17 protein-coding genes are annotated in these 26,502 nt (G+C 64.1%); 9 read left to right on the top strand and 8 right to left on the bottom strand.

Annotation, left to right across the window (positions count from 1 at the left end):
• Positions 1–32 precede the first annotated feature (32 nt).
• The 3 genes from ACWA1Q_RS12235 to ACWA1Q_RS12225 all read left to right on the top strand — a co-directional run bounded on the left by ACWA1Q_RS12235 (position 33) and on the right by ACWA1Q_RS12225 (position 4,018).
• Positions 33–1,241: a sensor histidine kinase gene (locus ACWA1Q_RS12235; protein WP_463757687.1), complete on the top strand. Its 1,209-nt coding sequence runs from the start codon at positions 33–35 to the stop codon at positions 1,239–1,241.
• A complete protein-coding gene (locus tag ACWA1Q_RS12230; RefSeq protein ID WP_463757685.1) occupies positions 1,238–1,891 on the top strand; it encodes a response regulator in 654 nt (217 codons plus the stop codon). Before ACWA1Q_RS12235 ends, ACWA1Q_RS12230 begins: the two co-directional genes overlap by 4 nt.
• Before the next feature lie 156 nt (positions 1,892–2,047).
• Positions 2,048–4,018, top strand: a complete 1,971-nt coding sequence (locus tag ACWA1Q_RS12225; protein WP_463757684.1) for an endo-1,3-alpha-glucanase family glycosylhydrolase — start codon at positions 2,048–2,050, stop codon at positions 4,016–4,018.
• Here ACWA1Q_RS12225 and ACWA1Q_RS12220 read toward each other — a convergent pair whose 3' ends face one another.
• Together ACWA1Q_RS12220 and ACWA1Q_RS12215 are read right to left on the bottom strand one after the other, a co-directional pair.
• Positions 4,019–4,648 carry an arsenate reductase/protein-tyrosine-phosphatase family protein gene (locus ACWA1Q_RS12220; RefSeq protein WP_463757682.1) on the bottom strand — a complete coding sequence of 210 codons (630 nt, stop codon included), beginning with the start codon at positions 4,646–4,648 and terminating at the stop codon, positions 4,019–4,021.
• Positions 4,645–6,129 carry a tyrosine-protein kinase domain-containing protein gene (locus tag ACWA1Q_RS12215; protein ID WP_463757680.1) on the bottom strand — a complete coding sequence of 495 codons (1,485 nt, stop codon included), beginning with the start codon at positions 6,127–6,129 and terminating at the stop codon, positions 4,645–4,647. The genes ACWA1Q_RS12220 and ACWA1Q_RS12215 overlap by 4 nt, the downstream gene beginning before the upstream one ends.
• A 216-nt stretch (positions 6,130–6,345) precedes the next feature.
• Here ACWA1Q_RS12215 and ACWA1Q_RS12210 point away from each other — a divergent pair, with 216 nt between their 5' ends.
• Complete coding sequence (locus tag ACWA1Q_RS12210; protein ID WP_463757679.1) at positions 6,346–7,812, top strand: hypothetical protein; 1,467 nt, start codon at positions 6,346–6,348, stop codon at positions 7,810–7,812.
• On the opposite strand, the gene ACWA1Q_RS12205 is transcribed toward ACWA1Q_RS12210, so the two are convergent.
• Together ACWA1Q_RS12205 and ACWA1Q_RS12200 are read right to left on the bottom strand one after the other, a co-directional pair.
• Positions 7,800–8,906, bottom strand: a complete 1,107-nt coding sequence (locus ACWA1Q_RS12205) for a glycosyltransferase (RefSeq protein WP_463757677.1) — start codon at positions 8,904–8,906, stop codon at positions 7,800–7,802. The genes ACWA1Q_RS12210 and ACWA1Q_RS12205 overlap by 13 nt on opposite strands.
• Positions 8,903–9,520 carry an LbetaH domain-containing protein gene (locus tag ACWA1Q_RS12200; RefSeq protein ID WP_463757676.1) on the bottom strand — a complete coding sequence of 206 codons (618 nt, stop codon included), beginning with the start codon at positions 9,518–9,520 and terminating at the stop codon, positions 8,903–8,905. Before ACWA1Q_RS12200 ends, ACWA1Q_RS12205 begins: the two co-directional genes overlap by 4 nt.
• A 150-nt stretch (positions 9,521–9,670) precedes the next feature.
• Between ACWA1Q_RS12200 and ACWA1Q_RS12195 the strand changes: the two genes are divergently transcribed.
• The gene (locus ACWA1Q_RS12195) at positions 9,671–10,963 is read left to right on the top strand and encodes a lipopolysaccharide biosynthesis protein (RefSeq protein ID WP_463757675.1); all 1,293 of its coding nucleotides are present in this window, start codon (positions 9,671–9,673) and stop codon (positions 10,961–10,963) included.
• Positions 10,950–11,654, top strand: coding sequence for an acyltransferase (locus ACWA1Q_RS12190; RefSeq protein WP_463757673.1), 705 nt, complete (start codon positions 10,950–10,952; stop codon positions 11,652–11,654). The genes ACWA1Q_RS12195 and ACWA1Q_RS12190 overlap by 14 nt, the downstream gene beginning before the upstream one ends.
• A 7-nt stretch (positions 11,655–11,661) precedes the next feature.
• Here the strand turns inward: ACWA1Q_RS12190 and ACWA1Q_RS12185 are convergent, their stop codons facing one another.
• Positions 11,662–12,375, bottom strand: coding sequence for a CDP-alcohol phosphatidyltransferase family protein (locus tag ACWA1Q_RS12185; protein ID WP_463757672.1), 714 nt, complete (start codon positions 12,373–12,375; stop codon positions 11,662–11,664).
• Between the two features lie 244 nt (positions 12,376–12,619).
• On the opposite strand from ACWA1Q_RS12185, the gene ACWA1Q_RS12180 reads away from it, so the two are divergent.
• The 3 genes from ACWA1Q_RS12180 (at position 12,620) to ACWA1Q_RS12170 (ending at position 23,184) form a co-directional block, all read left to right on the top strand.
• The gene (locus ACWA1Q_RS12180; protein ID WP_463757670.1) at positions 12,620–18,115 is read left to right on the top strand and encodes a LamG-like jellyroll fold domain-containing protein; all 5,496 of its coding nucleotides are present in this window, start codon (positions 12,620–12,622) and stop codon (positions 18,113–18,115) included.
• 238 nt (positions 18,116–18,353) lie between these two features.
• Positions 18,354–21,728 carry a LamG-like jellyroll fold domain-containing protein gene (locus ACWA1Q_RS12175; RefSeq protein WP_463757669.1) on the top strand — a complete coding sequence of 1,125 codons (3,375 nt, stop codon included), beginning with the start codon at positions 18,354–18,356 and terminating at the stop codon, positions 21,726–21,728.
• Positions 21,729–21,732: 4 nt separating this feature from the next.
• Positions 21,733–23,184, top strand: a complete 1,452-nt coding sequence (locus tag ACWA1Q_RS12170) for a glycerophosphodiester phosphodiesterase (protein ID WP_463757667.1) — start codon at positions 21,733–21,735, stop codon at positions 23,182–23,184.
• Here ACWA1Q_RS12170 and ACWA1Q_RS12165 read toward each other — a convergent pair.
• From ACWA1Q_RS12165 to gmd, 3 genes are read right to left on the bottom strand one after another with little or no spacing between them, the layout of a single operon-like run.
• Complete coding sequence (locus tag ACWA1Q_RS12165; protein WP_463757665.1) at positions 23,136–24,413, bottom strand: glycosyltransferase; 1,278 nt, start codon at positions 24,411–24,413, stop codon at positions 23,136–23,138. The genes ACWA1Q_RS12170 and ACWA1Q_RS12165 overlap by 49 nt on opposite strands.
• Entirely contained in the window at positions 24,403–25,371 is a 969-nt protein-coding gene (gene fcl / locus ACWA1Q_RS12160) for a GDP-L-fucose synthase (protein ID WP_463757664.1), read from the bottom strand. Before fcl ends, ACWA1Q_RS12165 begins: the two co-directional genes overlap by 11 nt.
• Positions 25,371–26,492 (bottom strand): GDP-mannose 4,6-dehydratase, encoded by a 1,122-nt coding sequence (gmd, locus tag ACWA1Q_RS12155; RefSeq protein ID WP_463757662.1) that lies wholly within the window; start codon positions 26,490–26,492, stop codon positions 25,371–25,373. The genes fcl and gmd overlap by 1 nt, the downstream gene beginning before the upstream one ends.
• Positions 26,493–26,502 lie beyond the last annotated feature (10 nt).

The following is a 26,502-nucleotide window of genomic DNA, read 5'->3' as shown; positions in this document are numbered from 1 at the left end:
CGAACAGCTCCCCGTCGCACACCCCTGAGGGTGTGGGCGGGGAGCTTCGTCTGCCTCGGGCACCCGGCGTCATCCGACTGTTCTGGGCGAGACACGCTCGCGCGGCCGATGTCCTCATCACGCTTCTTTACGCGATTCCTGAGGGGATCGCCCGTGTCATTGCCTACCTGGACGGGTCGACCCCTCCGGTAGCCAACACACTCGCGTTATTCCTGGGGGTGGTCACCAGCGTCGCTCTCTACAAGCGGCGGAGTGCGCCGGTCACCGCCCTCATCATCGCCATCTCGGTGACAGCGTTGTTCATCTGGGACGCGAACGGCATGGGCGGGATCGCGCTCGCCATCGCGCTCTACTCGGTCGCTGTGCACCACAGTGTCCGTGCGGCGTGGATCGGCCTCGGAGCGACCGCGTTGGCTGTCGCACTTGCCGGCCTGTCCACGATGGGGATGGCGACGGATCCGGCGGATGCCGATGTCTTCTCCACGATCGTCGTCGGACTGTTCGCGGTGCTCATCGGCATCAACATCGGCAACCGAAAGCGATACATCGGTGCGCTCGTCGACCGTGCCGGCCAGTTGGCTCGAGAACGTGACCAGCAGGCGCAGCTGGCCGCGGCATCCGAACGATCGAGAATCGCGCGGGAGATGCACGACATCGTTGCGCACAGCCTGTCGGTGATGATCCGCCTGGCCGACGGCGCCGAGGCGATGGTGGAGAAAGACCCCGACGCGTCGCTCACCGCGATCCGCAACGTCGGGTCGACCGGGCGCGCCTCGCTTGCCGAGATGCGGCGACTGCTCGGGGTGCTGCGCGACGAGGAGAACGAGCTCGCCGAGCGCACACCCCAACCCACCCTCGAAGAACTGCCTCAACTCGTCGAAAGTTATCGGGCAGCCGGGTTACCGGTCACGCTCTCCGTCACCGGAGTTCCCCCGGTGGGCCAGGGCGCTCAAGTCACGATCTATCGTGCCGTGCAGGAGGCGCTGACCAATGCTCTGCGTTATGCGCGGCAGCCGAGCCGCGTGGATGTCGTGCTCGAATGCTCCGGCGGCGCGGTCACCGTCACGGTGACCGACGACGGCGGACCGGGGGAGGCGCCGGCGTCGGAGGGGACGGGGCGCGGACTGATCGGAATGGCAGAGCGGGCCGCCCTCTTCGGTGGAACCGTCAAGAGTGGGCGGTTGCCGGGTGGAGGATGGCGCGTGCAGATGACTATGCCTGAAACAGGAGAGAACCCATGACAATCCGCGTGATGATCGTTGACGACCAGGACCTGTTGCGGATGGGTCTCGCCATGGTGCTCGCCGGTGAGAGCGATATGGAGGTTGTCGGGGAGGCGGCAGACGGAGCGACCGCGATCGAGCGGGCCGCTGCTCTGCGCCCCGATGTCATCCTCATGGATGTGCGGATGCCGTCCGTCGACGGCATTGAGGCGACGCGGCGAATTATCGCGGACCGCCCGGACGCGAAGGTCATCATCCTCACGACGTTCGACCTCGACGAGTATGCGTTCGGCGGGCTCAACGCCGGGGCGAGCGGATTCCTCCTCAAGGACGCGCCTCCGGCCGAGTTGCTGAGTGCCGTGCGTGCGGTCGCAACAGGTGAGGCGAGCGTTTCGCCCCGGATCACGCGACGGATGCTCGATCTCTTCGGTGGGAAACTCCCCGTTGCAGGAGCGACGGCTGGACCGGGGCGCCTCGCGGTACTGACCGAGAGAGAGCGGGAGGTCCTCGAGGCGATCGGCAAAGGGCTGTCGAACCCGGAGATCGCGCGAGCGTTGTTCCTCTCCGAATCGACGGTCAAAACCCACGTCGGGCGCATCCTGCAAAAGCTCGAGTTACGCGACCGGGTGCAGGCCGTGATTCTTGCCCATCAGGAGGGTCTGGCCTGATCAATCCGGATTCCCCACCTAGTGATACCCCCTAGGTGGGGGACACGGGTTGTCGTGTAGCGTGGCGCCGTAGGTCGTCGATGTGACACTGTCTCATTAATCACGTAGCATGGCCCACTTATGGGGGTCAACATACGTAAGGGAAATGTTATATAAATGCATAGTTTGAATACCGATGTCGCGCCCGAACCGCGACAGATCCCGCGCTGGCGGTTTTTAGCCGGCGCGGTTATTTTTGCCCTGGCGTCGTCCGTGATGATGCCGGTCGCGGCATCCGCAGCGGTGACGACGACGGAAGTGGTCCTCTCACCGACCGCAGCCACCTGGTCATCCGCACGAACCCCGAGCACTCCTCTCGGAGACAAGCCGTACCTGAGCGCATCGAGCTCGCAGGACACCGCGTACCTGAAGTTCAACGGCGCCGAGCTGGCGGGCAAGAAGGTCGTCAAGGCGTCCCTCGAATTGAACGTCTCGTACAGCACCGCGACGACCGGAGGAGTCGTCATCCGCCCCACGTCCACGACCTGGGCTGAGAAGACGCTGACTCACGCCAACAAGCCAGCCCTCGGCGGGACCGCGCTCAACACGGCTATGCCCGTCGCTAAGACCGGAGCACGCCTCACGGTTCCGCTCTCGAACCTGAGCGCTGTCACCTCCAAGGAGATGGCCTTCGGCCTGAACTACACGCAGAAGTACGTCAGCAACAACTTCTCAGCGGGCTCCAGTTCGCTGCCGAAGCTCCGCGTGACCGTCGAGAACGCGGCTGCGGTCGCCGCGCCGGCACCAGTACCTGCTCCTGTCGCCAAGCCGACGGGTTCCAACGGCAAGAAGGTGTTTGCTCACTACTTCCCGCCGTACCCGATCTCCATTGAGAATGCGGCACCGGCGAACGACTACTACGCGAAGAACTACCTCAAGGCTTCCGGCGAGAATGGGATCCACTCTGCATACGGCGGTCTCCTCCGTGACCGGCCGATCGGGCGCGCTCCGCTCAGCGGCTCGGACTGGAAGATTCAGGACCTCAAGACCGAGGTTCGCCAGGCCATGAACGCGGGAATCGACGGATTCACGCTGAACATCATGAGCACATCAGGTCGTAACTGGGAAGCCAGCGTCAACCTGATGAAAGCGGCAGCGGCCGTGAGCCCGAACTTCACGATCATCCCGATGATCGATGCGTCTGCCAACATCGGATCGCAGACGCCCGCGGCGATCGCCGCCAAACTGGCCGAGTTGTACGCGTACTCCTCCGTGGAGAAGGCAGACAACGGTGCGCCGGCACTGTCGTCCTTCAAGGCGGAGAACAAGAGTGTGTCGTGGTGGTCCTCGATCATTTCGGGCCTGAAGAGCCGGGGAATTACCGTCTCGTTCAGCGCGATTTTCCTCAACGCCAGTGACACCAACATGAAGGCGTTCGCGCCGATCAGTGACGGAGTCGGCAACTGGGGCACCCGGACCGTGTCCACGGTCACCAATGGTCCCAACAACGTTGCCCGTGCGCATGCACTTGGCCTGGAATGGATGGCGCCCATTGCCGTCCAGGACGTTCGGCCCCGAGCGGCGATCTATGACGAGTCCGCCAACACGGAAACTCTCCGTGCGATGTGGACCCGGGCCATTACCGATGGCGCAGACTCAGTGCAGATGGTGACGTGGAACGACTACAGCGAGTCGACGCAGTTCGCTCCGAGCGCCGCGCACGGTTCGACCTTCCTCGACATCAACGAGTACTACGTCAACCGCTTCAAGACGGGCAAGTCGACGACAACAGAGGACGCGATGTATGTGACTCACCGCATCCACGCCTACAACGCGAAGCCATCGACGTCGCACAAGCTTGCGTCGCCGACGCTGAGCGGCAGCTCGACGAGCCCGAGGAACACGGTCGAAGTCCTCACCATGCTCACGGCGCCCGCGAGCGTCACGGTCACCGTCGGTGGTTCGAAGACGACATATGACGCTCCTGCCGGTGTATACGCCAAGACCGTCCCGCTTGTTGTGGGTAAGGTATCGGCCAGCGCCACGCGGAGCGGGTCGACCATCGCTTCGGTCGCATCGCCGTACACCGTGGTTGCAACACCGCTGGTGCAGGACCTGCAGTACTACGGAGTGAGCAGCAAGCGCTGATCACCCGCCAGTGATAGAGGAGCCGTTCGTTTGGGCCGCGAGAGCATTCGCGAGCACAGCGAGCGGCTCCTTCAGCATTCCCTCCACCGTGCGGTAGGTGGACGCCGACTGCTGCCACGGGTCCATGACGTCATCGCCGTCACCCGCCGATGGCTGGTTCAACCCGCGACCCGCAGCAATCAGCCTGGTGAGCCTCGATACGGCATTCTCATCCGGAAGGGTCGGTGCATCCAGCGGTGCGAACTGAAGGAGCCTCGCGGCCTGGCGGAGCGTGAAGATCCGCGGAAGGGCGGGCGGATGCATCCGTGCCACCACCGACCGGTGACTTCGTTCCGCCGTGAGGATGAGATCGGCCGATCGCACCATCTGCCGCTCCAGTTGCCGCGAGCGGAACGTGTCTGTCCTGATGCCGACCTGCTCGAGGATGGCGGCCATCGGTGGCGCGACAGGTTGATGCAGAAGCGCCTCCGTGCCCGCAGAGCGCACGGCGATTGACGTGATGTGGCGCTGGGCCAGGTGGTTTCGCAGGACGAGTTCGAGGTACGGCGACCGGCAGACGTTACCGGTGCAGACGAAGAGGATCATTCCACCCGGGTGGGCAACAGGCGGCAGCACGTTTGCTGGCGTCATCGAACATCAACCCGGGGCTTTTTGGGTGCGGGGAGGGGTGGGTCGGCCGGAGGCGGGTTGAGGGGAATCGGCGCCGGTGCGGTGGTGGCCGGCCGGACTTTGTCTCGCGACGGGCGTGACGACGCTTTCGGGGCGGGTTGCGGCGAGTACGTCATTCGATACCGTCCCATGACGCTGGCCGGTGCGAGGTTGAGCACGGTTCCGAGGATGGGCGCATCAACGACGGACATGCGCTCGACGGCCCTGCGAAGTTCACGCGTCTCCACCTTCTTGGCGCCGACGACCAGGATCGCACCACCGAAGAGGCGAGCGAGAATGGTGGCATCAGTAACCGGAATCAGCGGAGGGCTGTCGATGATCGTGACATCGAAGCGGTCCCGGATCGACGTGAGAATCTCTTCTGCCCGAGCGGATCCGAGCAACTCGCTCGGGTTCGGCGGGATCTCCCCTGAGAGTAGGACGCGAAGTCCGTCTTTGCCCCACGGCTGGAGCACGTCGTCGAGGTCCGCTTCGCCGGCGAGTAGTGTCGTGAAGCCAATTCCGCCCTCCAGGTCGAGGATCCCTCCCAGGGTCGGCCGGCGGAGGTCCGCTTCGACGAGACAGACGGACGCTCCGGATGCCGCGATGGTGGCGGCGAGGTTGGCGGCCGTTGCGCTCTTTCCTTCTCCAGGGATGGATGACGTAAGCACGAAGACTTTGTGGTCATCGTCGGCCTGCAGAAAGCGCAGGTTGGTGCGGAGCTGACGAAACTCCTCCGCTCGAGGCGACAGTTTGTTCGATCGGAGAGCCATCGGATCTGCCGCCGTTGATTTGTCATAAACGATCGAGCCGAGAAGATTGGAGCCGGTCGCTGCCTTGATCTGCTCTGCGGTACGCACTTTCGCATTGACGTACTCCCTGATCGCAACTCCGCCGACGGCGAGGGCAAGTCCTGCAAGCAGACCGAGCGCCACCGAGAGGCTGATGCTGGGGGACGACGGAAATGCTGGCACTGTCGCGCTCTGCACTGTCTTGAGAGAGATGGGGAAGGTGCCGTCGGGGAGCTTCGGAACCAGCTTCTCGACGGAGCGCGAGAGGCTCGTGGCGATTGCGTTGGCGGTGGCAGCCGCGCGTTCAGCATCCGAGTCTCTGACCGAGATGGAGATGAGAGACGTGTTGAGTGGCACGGTCGTCGATATCCGTTTGCGGAGCGCCTTGACCGTTGTGTCAAGCGCGAGAGTGTTGATTACCGGCTGGAGCACGATCTCCCGCGTGGCAACCGCACTGTAATTGCGGGCCTGCTGCTGGGAGTAATTGCTCCCCTGAGCCAGCTCACCCGTGTTCTCACCAGTGGAGACAGCGACGAAGAGCTCGGTATCGGCGGTGTATTCGGGGCTGGCCAGCAACGTGTACCCGAATCCGAGCGCGCCACCGAGTGCGGTAACGAGGAGCACGCTGAGCCAGTGCAGCCTCAACAGGTTGAGAAGTCCCCGGTGTTCCACTGTTATTCCCCTCGAAAAGTTGGCGATTGCCAGCGTCTGGTTCCCGGCGTTCGCACTGCGTGATTTGCCCCGTTTCGGGGGCGAATCGGGCGTGGGCGCCTGCGCTGACGTATGTCATGATATGCACATGACACCCCCAGACGTGAGCGGATCTCAGCTTTGTGCCCTGTTATGGGTGTGCGCTGTGCCGAGTCTTTCTCCGGCGGGTTGCCGCTTGTGACTTCGACGGGAACGGTGAAGGCAGGTGGCGTTGCGGAGGTACCGCCCAACGGGCAGTGGGGGAGGTCAGCCGCTCTGGTTGCGGTTGCCGTCGTCCTGGCAGGGGTCGTCCCTGTCACTCTTGTTGCCCAGATCGACGACGTCGGTCGCAGTGACGCCTGGATCTTCACCTTGTCGATCATCGTGTGGGGCGGCATCCGGCTGGCCTGGCTCATCGTCACCGGCGCTCCGCGGCTCTTCGATTTTTTCTTCTGGATGTTCTGTTACATCTTCATGGGGATCGCGCCTACGGTTCAGATCCGCTCCGGCGTGACCTCACGGACGACCCCCGGGATCGACGAAGGCCTGTACGTGCCGACCGCCCTGGTCGTCTGCGCCGGGCTGCTGACCTACGAGGTGTTCCGGGCCGTGTGGATCGGTCGGGAGCGACGTCGCGCTGCACCGGGTTCTTCCGGTCTCATCGAGGGTGGGGCAGTGATTGCCCAGGTGGACCGATCGCGCACCCTGCTTCTGGTTGGGTTCGGTCTCCTGGCGAGTGCCTACTTCCTCGCGTCTGTCGGGCCTGCAGCGCTGCTCGGCAGCAGGGAGGCGTCGTTCGACGCACGAAACGCGGCATGGCCGGACCCGGCCGTGCGCTCGATCATGTATGCACTGGCCATCTATCCACTCCTCGTCGGTGCCGGAGCTCTCGCTCAGCTGCGTCGCGGTTCACGGGGGTTGCCCGTGGCGCGGTGGTACCTTGCCGGGCTTGTCGCCTGTGTCGTCGTGCTCCTGCTGATCGTCAACCCGGTTGGCAGCGCCCGGTACACGTTCGGAACTGTCGCTTTTGCGCTGATCTCATACGCGGGTGCGATGCTGACACCACAGCGAGTAAGGCTGGCGCTCGCCGGAACGCTTGGGGCATTCCTGTTCCTCTTCCCGCTCGCCGATGCCTTCCGCAGTGAGGAGGTCAACCTCACCAGGAACGGGTTCTTCGGTGAATACATGGGCAACCCTGACTACGACGCGTTCTGGCAGGTGGCGAACGCGTTCTCGTACTGGGTCGACGGGCTGGTCGTTCCGCTCCGCCAGATCCTGGGGAGTGCATTGTTCTGGGTTCCGCGCTCCTTGTGGGCTGACAAGCCGACGGACACGGGAATCCTGCTGGCCCAATACCGGGGCTACAGTTTCGACAACCTGTCGGCACCACTCTGGGCGGAGATGCTCGTCAACGGAGGTGTGATCGCGCTGATCGTCGGTTTCGCCCTCGTCGGGATTGGCCTGCGTTTCATGGACACGCGCCTGCTCCTGTCCTTCGCGTCCGGCGGGCTGTGGTCGATCGTCGGTGCGATCTTCCCCGTCTACATGACGATCCTCATGAGGGGGTCGCTGCTGCAGGCCACAGGAGCAATGGCGGTCGCCGTAGCCTGTGTCCTCGTGGTCAGGAGCCGCCCTCGGCAGCCGGACGCCGCTCAACTGGAATAGACAGCCTCGAGAGTGTCAGCGACGGCAGGCATGCTGAGCTCGTCGCGGGCGGTGCGTGCGCCCCGTTCCCCCATCTCCCAGGCCGATTCCGGGTCGGACAGGAGCCGGCGAACCGCCTCGTCGACGGCTTCCTGGCTCTCATCTGTGACGATGCCGCAGTCGGCACGAGTCACGATCGGTGCAAGACCGCAGGACTCTGTGATCACAACCGGAAGGCCATGCGCCATCGCCTCGAGCACGGACATCGGGAACGGCTCATCCACGGACGGAAGCACGTAGATCGAGGCCGACGACATCCGCCGGCCGGTCTCCTCGGGAGCGAGGGGGCCCTCCCATGTCAGATGGCCAGACGTGGCCTGCGACACCGCGCGCGCGACGCCCGGGCCCTCTCCCTCGTCTGGTCCGACAAGCGTGAACCGGACTCCGGGGTGTTCGGCGGCCAGGCGGTTCGCGGTCTCGACGAATACCATCGGGCGCTTTCGCGGGGCGAGGCGGGCCAGATACAGAACTTCGGTCGATCCGGGTCTTGCTGGTGCAGCGCCTGGAGTTGGTACACCGTTCGACAGCTCCTGGAGGGAAAGGTCGCTCCCGCCCACAGCAAGGAGTCCCCGTTTCTCTTCCGGGGTGAGATAGAAAACCCGTTTCGCTTCGCGGAGGAGCGGGCGAGTGAGAAAGGTGTCGAGCGGTCGTGACAGGGGGTTCGACGACGGATCGATCATGCCGTGGGTCTGGAGAATGAACGGAACACCCGCTCGGCGAGCGAGCCGTGCGGCGGGGAGCGTGACAAAGTCCCTGGCCGCATGGATATGCACGATGTCGAATCCCCCGATGTTACGTCGCAGCCAGCGATCGAGACCGGGAGACGCAAGACCGGCAAAGCCGACGCGCGGAATGATCGTTCGTCCCGGAAAGAGCGCGGTCGGAACCCCATCCAGCTCGTCGGGTACTGCGCCGGCGAAACCCCGGTGCGCGCCTGCGACCATGACGTCGTGCCCGCGTGCCATAAGCGCTTTCGCCTGGTTGAGGGCGACCCGCACCGGGCCGCCGTAATCACCGTTGGGTGTGATCAGGGTGACGATCGAGAGAATCCTCACGCGGCCCGCCCGCCCGGGAAGTGGTTCGTGGCAGTGGGGCCGAGAAGGACCGATCCGGGGGTGACGTTTCCCCGGACAAGGGCGGTTGCGCCAATGACCGAGTCATGCCCGATGACCGTTCCGCGAAGAATCGTCGCCCGTGCAGCAATCCACGCCCCGTCCTGGACGACGATGGGTGCGTTGTCGAACTCGAATGTCGGAGAGCGACGATCGTGGCTGCCGGTGCAGAGAAAGACGTCCTGTGAAATGCAGACATCGTCGCCGATGGTGACGGGCTCCAGATTGAGTATCCAGGTCTGCTCGCCGACCCAGCTGTTGTCGCCGATCGTCAGCTTCCACGGCCAGTGAATTCGCACCCCATGGCGGATGTTCACACCGCGCCCGATCGTGGCGCCGAAGCCGCGGAGTATCGCAGCGCGTACCGATGGTGGGCACCACCACCGCGACGTGACGAGACCCGACGTGAGCAGCCAGCCGATCTGCCACAGCGTGTTCCGTCCCCTGTCGTAACCTGCGCCGGTGAAGCCGGCGAGATGCCGGCGAGACACGGCGGGTGCTGGCGAATCCACTCGTTCCGCAGTGGCCGATTCGGGGTCAATGCCAAACGTCTCCATGCCGTCAGTGTACGCACGGTGCGAAGCGTCAGGCGCGCTTTCCGAAGGCCCCCTTATGGGGTATTTGAGGAATCCTCGCTAACGGCGGTAGCGTGGGTGGGCACGGATTTCCGTGCTGTTTGCTGGGTGGAACTCCCAGGAGGGGGAGTCGTGTCGCGAGGGGCAGGTCGGTTGGCCGGTGCCGCGTTTGGCGCGAACAAAATGGTCGGATACGGCGTCTCGATGCTGGTCCTCGCCATTGCCTCGCTTGCCATCATCCCGGTGATGATCGCGGCCGACGGGCCCCAGGCGTGGGCCTCCATCGCAGTCGGCCAATCGATCGGCGCTGTCGCGGCGGTGGCGATCGGCTACGGCTGGGGGCTGACGGGGCCAGCCGTCATCGCTCGTGCGACCGCGCCGGACAGGGTGCGCGCGTACACCGAATCACTGTGGGTGAAGTGCCTCCTGCTCGTGCCGTTCGCAGCAGTGGCCGCACTCGTCGCTCTACTCGTCGTGCCAGGGCGCCCGGAACTGGCCGTCGCTGGTGCGCTCTCCACAGCGACAGTCGGGCTGACGGCCGGGTGGTATTTCGTCGGGCTTTCGCGACCCTATGCGATGTTCGTCCTTGAGACTGTTCCCCGTGTGCTCGGAACGGGACTCGGCATCGTTCTCATGCTCCTGGGCAACGGCGCCCTCGTCGGCGTTCTGTGCCAACTCGGGGGAATGCTTGCCGCGTTCGTCATCGCATCCGTGTGGGTCTTCCGTTCGGCCAGTGTCCCGAGAGCGGCGCGGCTGCCTCGCCGCCGGACTCCTGTCGTCCTTCGTTCGCAGGGAATGGGAATGAGTTCGATGCTGATGTCGGCCGGCTATGTGGCAGCTCCCATCATCATCGTGTCGGCGGTCGCCCCGATAGCTCTTCCCGTTTACGCCATCGTCGACAAGGTGCAGCGTCAGGTCTCCGTGGCGCTGAACCCAATGGTCACCGTCTTTCAAGGCTGGGTGCCGCGAGCCAGCGGTGAGAGACTCCGGGGACGCGTCGGAAAGGCGTTGACGTACTCCGCCCTGTTCACGGCAGGACTCGGCATTCTCATGTACGTCGGCGCCCCGTACGTCATCCTCTGGCTGGGAGGAGCGCAGATCCGGCCGTCCCAGTTGACACTCGTCCTGATGAGCGTCTTCGTGGCTGTGAACATGTTCGAATCGGTGGTCAGCAAAGCGGTCATGGTCGCTATCGAGCGGGTCCACATTGTGGCGACGGCAACTCTCGCCGGCAGCATCGTCGGGTTGCCGCTCGTTGCGCTGGGTGCAGTCTTCTTCGGAGCGGGAGGTGCGCTCGCCGGGATACTGTCGGGACTGCTCGTCAGGCTCGGAATTCAATTGTTCAGCATCGCCCGATTCATGGGGCACCGAACGAGCACGCCGCTCGCAACGCACAACGAGGAGCCCGAACGTGAATACCTATAGAGCGGGTGCGCTTCTGGCGGCCTGGTTGCTGCCGGCCGGACGAAGCAAGAACCGGTTGCTGAGGCGGCTGGGGCATGACGTTCATGACACAGCGCGGGCGCGATCCAATTTCGTCTGGAGGGTCGACTCCGTCGTCATGGCCCCACGCAGCCGGGTCGGCAGGTGGAACCTCGTCAAGCACATGAAAATACTCTCGGTGGGCTCGGGCGCGTCAATTGGCCGGCTGAACGTCATCTCGTCGCATCCGGTCTACGCGAGGCTCTATCCGGGTGGGGCGTCTCTCACATTGGGATCCCACGCGAAGATCACCAGCCGGCATCAGCTCGACTGTTCCGGCTCCCTGGAGATCGGCGAGCTCTCGTCGATCGCGGGGCACGAGACACGTGTCCTGTCGCACAGCGTCGATCTGAGTCGAGATGCCCAGGTTGCGCATCCGATTACCATTGGGGAGCGCAGCTTCGTTGGAGCTCGATGCCTTCTGCTCGGGGGAGCTCACCTGCCGTCCAGGTCTGTTCTCGCAGCCGGGTCTGTCCTTCCGCACCGGAAAGCGGATGCGATGCCCGGACTGTGGGCGGGAGTCCCGGCTGAGTACAAGCGGCCAGTAAGCGGGGCGTGGTTCGAGAGAACGTCGACCTCCACGAGTCGCGTCTTCATTCCAGAGACCGGTGAGACAGTCGAGAATGCCCTCTGATTGATCGTTAGACGGCTCTGAGTTCGCGGAACCACTTCGCGAGGAGCAGGGCTGCAAGAATCGTGTTCGCGATGAGCAGCAACCCATACGCGCTCTGGAACAGCGACGGGATTCCCCACAGGACGAAACACAGTGCCAGAACTCCGTAGTCCGCGGGCAGGAGCGCGAGGGCGCGAGCGGTCGACGGTGCCGACGAAGCTTGCGAGGTGGAACCAGGTGGAAGGGTTCGTTTGAGCAGCTCCGTCAGGGTGCCGCCGGCGAACATGAGGGTCGCGACGATCTGGAAAGCGAGCGGTACAAGAAGCCATGCCGGCTCGTGGGGCGTCCGCAGCCACACGGCGACGAGGACAGCGCCATGCACGGCCACCATCTTCGCGGCATCCACGACGTGGTCGAGCCATTCACCCGCCGGTGAACTGCGGTTGGACAGTCGCGCTACCTGGCCATCCGCCGAATCGAGAGCGAAGCCAAGGACGAGCAGCGACGCCACTGCCACCCCGGTGAGCAGCGTCGGATCCTGGCTCACCAGGATTCCGAGTGCTGAAGCGGTCGCGATGGCGGAGAGGAGGGTCACCTGGTTGGGGCCAACGCCTGCGCGGTGCAGAGCGGCCGCAAGGACGCGGCCAAACGGCCGGTTGACGAACCGCGAGTAGAGCGAGACGCCCTTACGCGGCTTCTGCGCGCGCGAGAGCTCGGTGAGGGCTGAACGGAACGTCGTCACTGTGCGGTCCTGACGTCATGCCCGGAGCGCGGGCGGTGGAGTGTCTGTGTGTGCAATCTATCCCACCGATTCGAGGATCACTCAGCTTTACCCCTCACTTGGGGTAATTGTCACCCCCGTAGAAACGTGAGTAACCTTCACATGTTCCACCCGCGCTTTGGGTGTCTCTTCGACCCGAATCCGGAACCACCACTACCACCCTTGGGCCGGCCAGCGCCGGCACCGTCATCTGATCGGGGACTCCATGCGTTCACGCGTTCTGGGCAGCGTCATTGCCATTTTTGCCCTTGTCCTGGGGGCGGTCGTCGCCTCGCCATCGCTTCAGGGAGCATCAGCGCTCTCTCCCGGTGTGCATTTCAGTGCGGACGATCTCCCCACATGGCAGACGAATGGCGTGGTGTACGCGCTGGGCCAGTCGAACGGAAAGGTCGTCGCGGGCGGAACGTTCTCGCAGATCCGTCCCCCGACCGGCGGCTCGGGGACGGCTCAGAACCGAAACGCGCTCGCCGTATTCAACGCGGAGACGGGGCAGCCGGACAATTGCCAGTTCACCCTCGCGCTCAGCGGCGGGACTCCGACGGTGCGCGCCATCGTCACTTCGGATGACGGGAACACGGTCTACATCGGAGGCAACTTCTCGAGCATCTCCGGTGTCTCGGTCTTCCGCGCCGCTGCGTTGAACGTGAGCACCTGCACCGTCCTGCCCTTCCGGCCCAGCAGCATCTCCTCCTTCGTCTACGGGATGGCGATTCATGGGGAGACGCTCTACCTCGCAGGGGCGTTCCAGACCGTCGCCGGTCAGGAACGACTCCGTTTCGCGGCAGTGAACGCGACCACCGGCGCATTGCTCCCCTGGGTCGCCAACGCCGAACTGACCGGACGGGCCGTGGCAGTGTCGCCGGACGGCTCCAAGGTGGCCATCGGCGGGGACTTCTTCAACGTCAACGGACAGAATTCTCACTCCATCGCGGTTGTCGACGGCACGACGGGTGAAAACATCCGCAACTACCCGCTTGGATTCATCCCGCGGACATCGGTCACCAAGACCCTGTACTCGAGCGGCGACGCCTTCTACGGCGGCAACGAAGGGACCGGTGGCGGAGTCTTCGACGGCCGGTTCGCGATCGACTGGAACACGCTCAACCAGAAATGGCGGGACTCCTGCCTCGGTGCAACCCAAGCGGTTCTTGAATATCAGGGCACCCTGTACGCTGCGCACCACGCCCACGACTGCTCGTCCAATAACGCATTCCAGGATGGGCGCCGCATTTATTTCTCGGCGCAGAACACCGAGACGGCCGAGATGCTCGGCTGGTTGCCGGCAGGAAACGACGGCACAGGTGAGGGCATCGGTCCACGCGCTCTCGTGGTTGCGAACGGCAACTCCACCGGACAGCCCTATCTCTGGGCCGGCGGTGAGTTCACCCGCATCAACGGTGCCGCACAGCAGGGCCTCACACGATTCAGCCCGGTTGACACCGGCAACCCGCCAACCCCTGTCGCCACAGCACAGGCAACGAGTTCCGGGTCCATTCAGGTGCGATTCCGCAGCGTTGTCGATGCCGACGACAGCGTGCTGACCTATCGGGTCTACCGCAACAACTCGTCGACTCCGATCTGGGAGGGAACCGCCAGCTCGGTCTGGTGGAAGCGTCCACAGGTCACTTTCGTCGACACCGCAGTCACCCCGGGAACCCAGTACTCGTATCGAGTCACCGCGTCCGACGGCACCAACACCAGCGGTCTCTCAACTGCCGTGACGGCGCGCTCGACGGCCGCCGTGGCTGACTACCCGGCACAGGTTCGTGCCGACGGGGCGCAACTGTACTGGCAGTACGACGGAACCTCCGGCGCCTGGGTGCAGGACAAGAGCAGCTCCGCGTCGAAAACCGACGGCATGAGCGGTATCGCCGAGAACGCAGTTGGCAACTCCGCTGATGGCGCTTTCGACGGTGACACCACCGGTTCGGCTGTGTTCGACGGCGTCGATGACTACGTCTGGGAGGACAATTACGCCCCAGCTCCGACCACCTACACAATCGAAACGTGGGTCAAGACCACCTCGACGACCGGTGGGAAGATCATCGGATACGGCAACGGTCGCCCCCGGACCGACACCGGGGCCACCGTGAACAGCTCCAGCTATGACCGCCACATTTACATGGAAAACGGCGGGCGACTCAACTTCGGTGTTTACACCGGGACCCAGGTGAACATCCGCAGTGCCGAAGCGTACAACGACGGCGAGTGGCACCACATCGTCGCGACTCAGGGTGCAACCGGTATGGCGCTCTACGTTGACGGCGTCCGGGTGGGATCGAATGGAACCACCGCTGCGCAGTCGTACTCCGGAGTCTGGCGGATCGGTGGCGACAACCTTTCGAGATGGCCGAACCGACCTTCGTCCGATTTCTTCGCTGGTCAGATCGATGAGACAGCGATCTACGGTACCGTTCTCGACCGCCAGCAGGTCCTGAACCACTACACCGTCGCCGGGGGCACTGCCGAGATCAACCCTGCACCGGCCGACGGTTACGGCCAGGCCGTATACGAAAGTGACCCTGACCTGTACTGGCGACTTGCCGAGACCGATGGGACAACCGCCGCTGACTCATCGATGTTCGGTGCGACCCCCGGCGTCTACGGCGCTGCAGTAGAACGAGGCACAACCGGCATCGTCGGCGGAAACGCAGCGGCGACCACGAACGGCAGCCAAAGCGGCACGATCGCTACTGCGGTCGCCGGTGGCTCAGTGCGTACCTTCGCCACCGAGCTGTGGTTCAGGACGAACTCGACCACCGGTGGAAAACTGATTGGCTTCGAGAGCACCCAGACAGGGAACGGTTCCAACTACGACAAGCAGATCTACATGACCAACTCGGGAACGCTGATCTTCGGTGTCTACACGGGCCAGCAGGTCTACCTGCAGAGCCCGGCGACCTACAACGACGGATCATGGCACCACGTTGTTGGAGTTCAGGATCCGGCGGGCATGAAGCTGTACGTCGACGGATCGCTCGTCGGGTCGAACAGCACGACGGCAAACGAGTCGTTCACGGGCTTCTGGAGGGTCGGTGGGGGTAACCTCAACAGCTGGCCCTCGGCTCCGTCGAACTTCTACTTCACCGGGTCGATCGACGAGGTCGCTGTCTACTCTCACACACTGAGCGCAGCAGAGGTCGCGGGGCACTATGGCATCGGCCTGAACGACACAACGGCACCGACCGTGCCGGCCAACCTTGAGGGCTCCTTCACCGAAGGTGCCGTCGAGCTGGAGTGGGACGCGTCCGCGGACAATGTCTCCGTCGAGGGCTACCGCGTCTACCGCGGCGCTGACGCTGACTTCACCGCTGACGCTGCGAGCCTTGTGGATGAGGTCTCCGCGACGACGTGGGTCGACGAGGAGCCCGAGATCGGGACCTTCTTCTACCGCGTCACGGCTGTCGACGGCAGCGGAAACGCGAGCGCTGCCACTGGCGCCGTCGAGGTGACAGTCACCGACACCGTTGCACCCTCTGTGCCCGCGGATGTGACGGCAACAGTGAGCGGATCGAGTGCGGCTGTCACGTGGTCGGCTTCCACGGACAACGTGGGTGTCACCGGCTACACGGTCTACCGCGGGAATGCTGCCGGCTTCGAGGCTAACGAGTCCAGCAGAATCGCCGAGGTCACCGGTACCACCTACACCGACGCTGGTCTCGAACCAGGGGACTACTTCTACAAGGTGACGGCCGTTGACGCAGCGGGCAATGCCAGCGCGGCGTCCGACGCCTCGGCAGAAGTGACCGTCGTTGCGCCGGACGAGACGGCTCCATCGATCCCGACGGGCGTCAGCGCGACGGTCGATGAGTCGACGGTCGACGTCGACTGGAGTGCATCGACCGACAACGTCGGTGTCACCGGGTACGTGGTTTACCGCGGAACGACGAGTGGATTTACGGCGAATGCATCAAGCCTCGTCGCCGAAGCTACCGGCACGCAGTACACGGATGCGGGCCTCGCGGCCGGGAGCTACTACTACAAGGTCACCGCGGTCGACGCGGCGGGCAACGCCAGCGCTGCATCCGCCTCCTCGAACGTGGCGACGATCGTGATCGTCGACACCCAGGCCCCTACAGCTCCGTCGAATGTGACGGCGGCTGTTGACGGCTCGACCGTCGACCTGACCTGGACTCCCGCGACCGACGATGTCGGGGTCACGGGGTACGTCGTGTACCGGGGAACGACGGCCGGCTTCGCTGCAGACGCGGCGAGCAGGATCGGCGACTCCGACACCACGTCGTACTCCGACGCCGAGGTGGCGGACGGAACCTGGTTCTACCGGGTTACGGCGGTCGACGCCGCCGGTAACTCGAGTGCTCCGACAGCAGCGGTTTCCGCGACCGTCGGGGAGCCGGCCGGAGAGCCGGTCGTGATCCAGGTTCCGACGTTGGAAGACTCGATGGTCGTTCAGGCGGCGCCTTCGACGAACTACGGTTCCAGCAACCAGATCTCCGCCCGGGCGTCCAGCTCAGCAATCGAGTCGTACCTCAAGTTCGTGATTCCAGCCGCTCCTGCGGGAACGACCCTCAGCGGTGCGAGCCTTGCTGTTCGGACGTCCACTGATTCGACGGCAGGGTCGACGGACACGCACTCGTATTCGCTCGTTGCCCCCAGCTGGGAAGAAGGAGCGATCACCTGGAACAACCGGCCGACGGCGGGCGGAACGACGCTGGGAACGCTCTCGGGCGCAACAGCCACGAACACCGCTTACACGTCGACGCTCGCGCCGGGCGCTCTCGCCGGGCTGACCGGCCAGACGGCATCCCTGAGGCTCACGAGCTCGGGGGCGGACAACGTGCGGCTGTGGTCAAGTGAGGCAGCGAACGCCTCATACCGTCCGGTTCTGACGCTGACGTTCACCCCCGGTGCGGGCCCCGCGCCGGACGCGGCCGCCCCATCGGTGCCTGCCGGAGTATCGACGTCGGTCAACGGCTCGGCGGTCTCGGTGAGCTGGACGGCGTCAACCGACAACGTCGGCGTCACCGGCTACACCGTGTACAGGGGCACATCGAGCGGTTTCACGGCCGATGCGTCCAGCGCGATCGGCGAGGCGTCGGGGACAACGTTCACCAACACCTCCGTCGGTGTCGGAACGTGGTACTACCGGGTTGCGGCCAGGGACGCCGCAGGCAACGTGAGTGCGGCATCCGACGCGGCATCCGCCACCGTTGCCGCGCCCGCGGCTGAACCGATCACTGTGCAGGTGGCACCAACCGATGACGCGATGGTTCTCCAGGCGAGTGCAGGAACGAACTATGGCTCCAACACCCAGGTGTCTGCGCGTGGAACGGGAACGTCGTTGATCGAGGCGTTCTTCCGTTTCACCCTGCCGGCTGCGCCTGAGGGATACGCCCTCGTGGGTGCGACGATGGGCGTCAGGACATCAACGGACCCAACAGCGGGCTCGGTGGATACCTTCACCTTTGCGACCGTCGCCGGTGACTGGACCGAAGACGGGGTGACCTGGGCGAACCGGCCGACTGCCGGCGGCGCCACGCTCGGGACGCTCTCAGGGGCAGGCGCAACGAACACGCCGTACTCAAGTGTCCTCGACGCTTCGAGCGTGCAGTCGCTTCTTGGCCAGACCGTTTCAATCCGCCTCGCTGGGAACGGATCGGACAACCTGCGGTTGTGGTCGTCTGAAGCGGCAGCCGCCTATCGTCCCGTGCTCACACTCAACTACGAGCCGATCGGCTGACGAGATCGGGCTCACAGGGCCGATGCCGGGCTGGATCCGGTGTCGGCCCTGTGAGCGTATGCAGGTCGAGAATGCTCTTGCCCCTCTCTTGGGGTGGTTGCCGACCCCAGAAAAACGTGAGTAACTTTCACATGACAAACTCGCTTCCCCGGAGACGCTTCGCGCCGGCGATGGGATGACACAACACAACACAACACGACCGGCCGGAAGCGGCCACCACAATCTGATCGAGGCATTCATGCGTCCACGCATTCTGGGCAGCAGCGTCGCTGTCCTTGCCCTTGTCCTCGGAGCGATCATCGCCGCTCCGAGCGTGCCGACGGCATCCGCACTTTCTCCCGGTGTGCATTTCAGCGCAGACAATCTCCCGACCTGGCAGACGAACGGGGTTGTGCGTGGTCTCGCGCAGTCGCGCGGGAAAGTCGTCGCGGGAGGCACGTTCTCGCAGATCCGGCCACCGACGGGGGGCTCAGGGGCCGCTCAGACACGCAACGGGCTCGCGATATTCAATGCGGAGACCGGCCAGCCCGACAGCTGTCAATACTCGATCGCGCTCTCTGGCGGCACGCCCACCGTTCGCGCGGTTGTTGCATCCCCCGACGGCAACACGGTCTATGTCGGCGGAAACTTCTCGAACATCGGCGGCGTCAGCGTCGCCCGGGTGGCCGCGCTGGACGTACAGGCCTGCACCGTTCGCCCGTTCCGCGCCTCGAGCGTCTCATCGTTCGTCAACGGCATGGCGGTCTTCGGCAACACCCTGTACATCGCCGGAGAGTTCCAGAGCGTGGCCGGCCAGCAGAGGCTGCGCTTCGCAGCCCTGAACGCGACCACTGGCGCGCTCCTGCCCTGGGTAGCCAACGCGGACCGGATCGGTCGCGCCGTCTCCGTTTCACCCGATGGGTCGAGGGTTGCCCTCGGCGGTGACTTCTTCGCAGTCAACGGCCAGGCCTCGCACTCGATCGCGGTGGTCAACGGATCGTCAGGGACGAACATCCGCAACTACCCGGTGGGCTTCATTCACCAGAACTCCGTGACCAAGGGGCTTTACTCGAGTGGCAACACCTTCTACGGCGCGAACGAGGGATCCGGGGGTGGAGTTTTCGACGGGCGGTTTGCTATCGACTGGACCACGCTCGAACAGAAATGGCGGGACAACTGTCTCGGTGCCACGCAAGCGGTCCTGGAGTATCAGGGAACGCTGTACTCCGCGAACCATGCACACGACTGCTCGTCCATCGGTGCATTCCAGGATGGCAAGCGCTCGTACTTCATCGCTCAAAGGGCTGACAACGCGGCGCTCCTCGGCTGGAATCCTCTCGCGAACGACGGCACCGGTGAAGGCATCGGTCCCCGCGCGCTCACGGTAGCGACCGGCAGCGCGACCGGCCGCCCGTATCTGTGGGCCGGAGGTGAATTCACCCGAATCAACGGCGCTGGCCAGCAGGGTCTGACGCGCTTCAGCTCCACTGACACGGGGAACCCGCCCGTCCCGGTCGTGAGAGCAGAGGCGACCAGTTCCGGTTCGATTCAGGTTCGTTTCCGGACCGTGGTGGACCCCGACGACAGTGTGTTGACCTACCGTGTCTACCGAAACGGTTCCTCAACGCCCATCTGGACCGGCCAGGCGAACTCGGTCTGGTGGAAGCGCCCACAAGTCACGTTCGTCGACACGGCAGTCAGCGTGGGTAGCTCGTACTCATATCGGGTGACCGCCTCAGACGGCACGAACACCAGCGGGCTCTCCTCGGCGGTTTCTGCGCAGGCCACCGCCGCGACGAATAACTATCCGGCGCGCGTGCGCGCGGACAACCCGCAGTTCTACTGGCAGTACGACGGCACGACCGGCACGTGGATCCAGGACAAGAGTGCTGCCGCGACGAAGACGGACGGTCTGAGCGGCATCGCCGAGAATGGGCTCGGCCACGCAACCGACGGAGCGTTCTCCGGAGACACAAGTGGGTCAGCTCGATTCGACGACGTCGACGACTACGTCTGGGAGGACAACTACGCTCCAGCGCCCTCCACGTACACGATCGAGACGTGGTTCAAGACGACGACGACCACGGGCGGAAAGATCGTCGGCTATGGCAACGGCCGCCCGCGGACGGACACTGGCGCCACGAGAAACAGCGGAAGTTACGACCGCCACATCTACATGGACAACAGCGGGCGACTGACCTTCGGCGTCTACACCGGATCCCCGGTGACTCTTCGCACCGCAGCGTCGTATAACAACGGTGCCTGGCACCACGTCGTGGCCACTCAGGGCGCGAACGGAATGCGGCTATATGTCGACGGCACTCTTCTCGGGCAGAACACCACAACCGCAGCCCAGTCATACTGGGGTGTGTGGCGCATCGGTGGGGACAACCTCAACGGTTGGCCGGATCGCCCATCCTCCGACTTCTTCGGCGGTCAGATCGACGAAACAGCCGTCTATACCAACGCACTCAGTGCCCAGCAGGTGCAGAATCACTATGCGCCTGTTCCGGATGCTGTCGCTCCATCCGCCCCGACGGGCGTGACGGCTACCGGCAGCGGCACTTCCGCGTCGGTATCGTGGGCTGCCGCGACGGACAACGTCGGGGTCACGGGATACGCCGTGTACCGTGGCACGTCTCCCGGGTTCACGGCCAACGCCACCAGCAGGATCGCGCAAGTCACCGGTACCTCGTATACCGATGCCGGGCTGGCTCCTGGCGGCTACTACTACAGGGTCACGGCATCAGATGCGGCGGGCAACAACAGTGCTGCGTCGGCAGCCTCCAGTCTGGTGACCGTCGCCGCGGGGGCGGATTCCATCGCACCATCGGCCCCGACCGGCGTCGCGACCTCGGTCAACCAGTCCACCGTCACCATCAACTGGGCGGCGTCGACCGATAACGTCGGCGTGACCGGATACTCGGTCCACCGGGGCACGACGAGCGGCTTCGCCGTGGCAGCGGCAAACCGAATCGGTGATGCGACGGGTACGTCCTTCACCAACACCGGGGTGGCTGCCGGGACCTGGTATTACAAAGTGACGGCGCGAGACGCCGCTGGGAACGTGAGCGGAGCATCCGCTGCGGCTTCAGCGACAGTGACAGCGTCGACCGGGACACCGGTCACAGTGCAGGTTGCTCCGACGGATGATGCCATGGTGCTTCAGGCGGCCCCGTCGACGAATTACGGGACCAACACACAGCTGTCTGCGCGTGGTGCGGGTACATCACTCGTTGAGTCGTTCCTCCGGTTCACCCTTCCTGCCGCGCCGGCCGGCCACACCCTGAGCGGCGCAAGCCTCTCATTCCGGACATCGACGGATGCCGCCGCAGGCTCCGTTGACGCGTTCACCTTCGCGGTCGTCACCGGCAACTGGACCGAGGCGGGGGTGACATGGGCGAATCGGCCGACCGCCACCGGTCCGACGCTCGGTACGTTTACGGGGGCGACGGCCACCAACAGCCCATACTCGAGTGCACTTTCCGTCGGGGCGGTACAGGCCCTTCTCGGGCAAACCATATCGGTGCGGCTCGCTGGAAACGGCACGGACAACGTGCGGCTCTGGTCAAGCGAAGCCGCGACAGCGTCCTACCGCCCCGTGCTCACCCTCACCTACACACCGATCGGCTGACCGGATGACGTCAGTGGGGATTGGGCGACGACACCTCGTTCTGGGGGGAGCAGCAGTACTGCTGCTCTCCTCGTGCGCGCGGCCAGACGTTCGGCCGGCAGCCCCGAATCCGCCGACACCCGTCAGCCCCGCGGGAGTGGCGACCATTGCCCAGCTGTTCGATCTCGCTCCCTTCTACATCGCCCACCGAGGATCCGGTGATAACTGGCCGGAGCACACAGCGACCGCTTACCGGAGCGCCGCGGAGGCGGGCGCGCATGCCATTGAGATTTCGGTGAACGCGACATCCGACGGTGTGCTCGTTTGCCACCACGACCAGACCACGCAACGACTGACCGGGGTGGACCGCAAGATTGCAGACACGACCTGGAAAGAATTGTCAGGTCTGAAGAACAACGCCACTGCGTGGCTCGGCCCGAGCGTCGCCCCGGAACCCATACCGCTTCTGAAGGATGTACTGGACGAGCTCGCTGACGGCAGAGTTCTCTTCATCGAGGACAAGCAGGGGACGAACACGAAGGCGCTCCTCGACCTGCTCGACTCCTATCCAGACGCCACCAGCCACATGGTGTGGAAGCAATGGGCCGGCGGGCAACAACACAAGCTGGCACGCGAGCGTGGATACAAAGCGTGGGGGTACTTCACGTCGGAGATCCAGCCGACTCAGGATATCGTCGACAGCTTTGATTACCTGGGAGCTCACCACTCGGCAACCGACGAGTTCATCACAGATCTGGTCGCGACGAAGAAGCCCGTCATCGTCTGGGAGGTTCACTACCGGTCAGACCGGGACCGCCTCGCCGCGCTGGGGGTCGTCGGGATGATGTGCTCGAACATCCCCTATGTCATGTCGTCGTCGGCCCTGGCGATGCGCGACAGCTTTGCGGCCGGCGTGAGAGCGGCTGGTGACTTGCCGTGGACCGTCGATCTGGGCTGGAAGGTGCAACCGAAGATCACAGCGAAGACCGGCACGGTGCTCCTCGACTATCCCGACATCCAGAGCTACCTGATGGGGTCACTCTCACCCATCGATTCCACGAACTTCGAAATCTCCTTCCGGCTCCGCTGGCCCGAAGAGCTCCCCGCTAAAACCCAGCACGCCGGAATCGCGTTCGGGCTCGACAGTGACCTGCCATATCGGGTGGGTGTTCCGTCTCAGGTGAGCGGGTATCACGCCGTTTTGCTGGCGGACGGGTCTCTCGAGCTGTACGAACGCGAAGAGGGGTCAGCGGAGGGCCGCATGCTCAGTTTCGTGTCGACGCCCGCCCCGAAAGTTGGCGAATGGATCGACCTGGTCGTCTCCGTGAGTGAGTCGCGGGTCGCGATCAGCAGGGATCGGAACCTCGCGTGGGAGGCTGCGGCAAATGACACCAGCCACCGCGGAGGGTACTTCTGGCTCTGCAAGAACTACGCGGAACCGATCGCGGTCGAGTACTCGACGGTCGTCGTCGAATGATCAGAAGCCGCCAGTTCTGAAATGATGGCGGTGAATCGCGAGATCGAACTTTCGGCGGTCAGCATGTTCCGTCGGAACTCCTGCGCTGACAGGCCGTGACGCGCCGCCCGTTCGGGATCAGCGGCGAGTTCCTCGGCCGCGAGCAGGAGGTCGATCGGTCGCGTCGGATCGACGATGGGCCCGGCGTCGGCTGAGCGCAATTCCTCCGCAGTGGTGCTCCGTTCGTCGACGGATCCGATTACCGGAAGGCCGGTCGCGAAGTACGACGTCAGCTTGCTGGGAACCGACATTTCGGTCAGTCCGGGCAGTTCATTGACGAGCAGAATGTCGGCGGAGGCGAGCGCCGCCTCGAACGCGCCATCCGGCAGCGGGTCAAGGAACTGGAGCCTCGGATTGGGGCCTTCGGCCTCGAGGGTTTCCCTCATGTTCCCGTCGCCGAGGAGGACGAACCTGATGCGGGAGCCGCGTTCGTCCGCCAATTGCGAAGCACGAACGACGTTGAGAAGGCCCTGTTTGGCGCCCATGTTGCCCGCGTGCAACACGATGATGTCATCGGATTCCCAGCCGAAACGTTCGCGAATGGACTCGTCGTGGCGGAGGGCATCCGTGTCGATGTGGGACCAATTGCGAACGACGTCGATGGAATCCGCGTCGATCCCGAGGTTCGCTGACAGGTACCGACGGAACCGGTCATGGATCACGACGACTCTGCTTGCCGCCCGCAGTGACGAGCGCTCGATGAGGGCGACAGCACGGGCCGCCCTGCTTCCTGCTCCCGTCTCAGCGATGCCAAGGGAGTAGATGTCCTGGACCCACACGCACGTGGGGATGCGGGCGAGTCGTGCACGCAGTTGGATCAGTCGGGTAGCAAAGAGCGCCGGGGTGACGAGGATCACGACGTCTGGCGCTTCCCAGGGCGAAAAGAGGGCTCGCACACCGAAGTGCAGCTCCATCGCCAGCCGCTTCAGGCTCGTTGGCTTCCTCGGAACGTATGGCTTCACCCGCAGGACGGAGACGCCGTCGATCTCCTCTTCGTGGGTCTGCCCGGTGTAGCCGGCTGCAATCTCCCACTGGGGATAGTGCGGATACGCGGTCACCACATGGACAGCGTGCCCTCGCGAGACGAGTCCTTCCGCGAGGCCGGCAGTGTACGGGGCGATTCCGGTCGGTTCGGGAGAATAATTGAGCCCGACGATCGTCACCCGCATCGCGGGCTTGTCAGCGTCCACGGATATCAGCGCCTTCCGAAAGGAACCAGTCATAGGTGTCGCGGATGCCGTCGGCGAGGCCGATCTGCGCGCGCCATCCAAGAGCGTGAATGCGAGAGACATCGAGCAGTTTGCGCGCGGTCCCATCCGGTTTCGAGGTGTCAAACCGGAGGGGTCCGGAGTAGCCCACGATCGACGCAACCAACTCGGCGAGCTCACGGATGGAACAGTCGACGCCGGTTCCGACGTTCAGATGCGACAGCATCGGTTCGGTCACCGAGGCATAGGTCCCGTAATCCAGGTTCATCACGTGCACACTCGCTGCAGCCATGTCGTCGACGTGAAGGAACTCCCGACGGGGCGTCCCGCTTCCCCAGATCACGACTTCGTCGGCGTAGGACTGCTTCGCGTCGACGAACCGCCGCATGAGCGCCGGGAGAACGTGGCTGTCGGTCGGGTGAAAATTGTCGCCCGGGCCATAAAGGTTGGTCGGCATGACGCTGCGATAGTCACGACCGTACTGGCGGTTGAAACTTTCGCACAGCTTGATCCCCGCGATCTTCGCGATGGCGTATGGCTCGTTGGTTGGCTCGAGCGTGCCGGTGAGCATGCTCGCCTCATTCATTGGCTGCGGCGCATTCTTGGGATAGATGCACGATGACCCGAGGAACAGGAGTTTGTTCACATCGGCGTCGTGAGCCGCCTTGATGATGTTCGCCTCGATGAGGAGGTTGTCGAGGATGAAATCAGCCGGGAAGGTGTTGTTCGCGTGGATGCCTCCGACTCGTGCGGCAGCCAGGTAGATCTCATCGATCGCGCTGGACTGCACGAAGGCCGAGACCGCTCGTTGATCGGTCAGGTCGACGTCCTCCCTGCCGATCGTGAGCACCTCCGAGTTTGTGCCTTCGAGTTGCCGCACGATAGCCGATCCGACCATCCCGCGATGGCCGGCAACCCAGACGCGCTTACCGGCGGACATTACGACCCCAGGGCGACGGGAACCGCGTAGCCGTGCTTTTTCAGCAGAGCCACTCGCCGCATGGCATCGAGGTCGGCGTGAACCATTTCGGAGACCATCTCACGGATGCCCACCTGAGGGTGCCAGTCGAGGAGGAACTGCGCCTTCGTCGAGTCTCCCAGGAGGCTGTCGACCTCGGCGGGACGGAAATAGCGGGGGTCGACCCGCACGATGACGTCACCGGGGGAGAGGCATGCTGCCGCTTCGCCCTCGACCGAGTCGACGATGCCGACCTCGTTCACGCCAGACCCCTCGAAGCGAAGCGTGATGCCAAGTTCTGCTGCGCTCCATTCGACGAACTGCCGCACCGAGTACTGCTCGCCTGTCGCGATGACGAAATCCTGAGGAACGTCCTGCTGAAGCATCATCCACTGCAGGCGGACATAGTCTTTGGCGTGGCCCCAGTCACGGAGGGAATCCATGTTGCCCAGATACAGGCACGGGTCGAGTCCGAGTGCGATCTGGGCAAGCCCGCGCGTGATTTTCCTCGTGACGAATGTTTCGCCACGGCGGGGTGACTCGTGGTTGAAGAGAATCCCGTTGCAGGCATACATGCCGTAGGACTCGCGGTAGTTGATTGTGATCCAGTACGCGTACAGCTTGGCGACGGCGTAAGGCGACCGGGGGTAGAAGGGAGTCGATTCCGTCTGCGGTATCTGCTGGACGAGGCCATACAGCTCGCTCGTGGATGCCTGGTAAAAGCGGACGGACTCCGTGAGCCCGAGCAGGCGAATCGATTCCAGCAGCCGAAGCGTGCCCAGGCCGTCGACGTCAGCCGTGTACTCCGGTTCCTCGAAGCTGACGGCGACGTGGGATTGCGCGCCGAGGTTGTAGATCTCGTCGGGCTGCACGTCCTGGATGATGCGCGTCAGGTTCGTTCCATCGGTGAGATCGCCGTAGTGGAGCTGGAACCGTTGGTTCTCGGTGTGCGGGTCCTGATAAATGTGGTCGATCCTGCCGGTATTGAGCAGCGAAGAGCGGCGTTTGATGCCGTGCACTTCGTAGCCCTTCTCGAGGAGGAGTTCGGCCAGATACGAGCCGTCCTGTCCGGTCACTCCGGTGATGAGAGCGGTCTTTGCCATGATCGTTTCC

The sequence above is a fragment of the Mycetocola sp. TRD_SC_2 genome, assembly GCF_055361225.1.
Note: the sequence above shows the minus strand (reverse complement) of the source record. Positions and strands in the feature narration are given on the sequence as shown.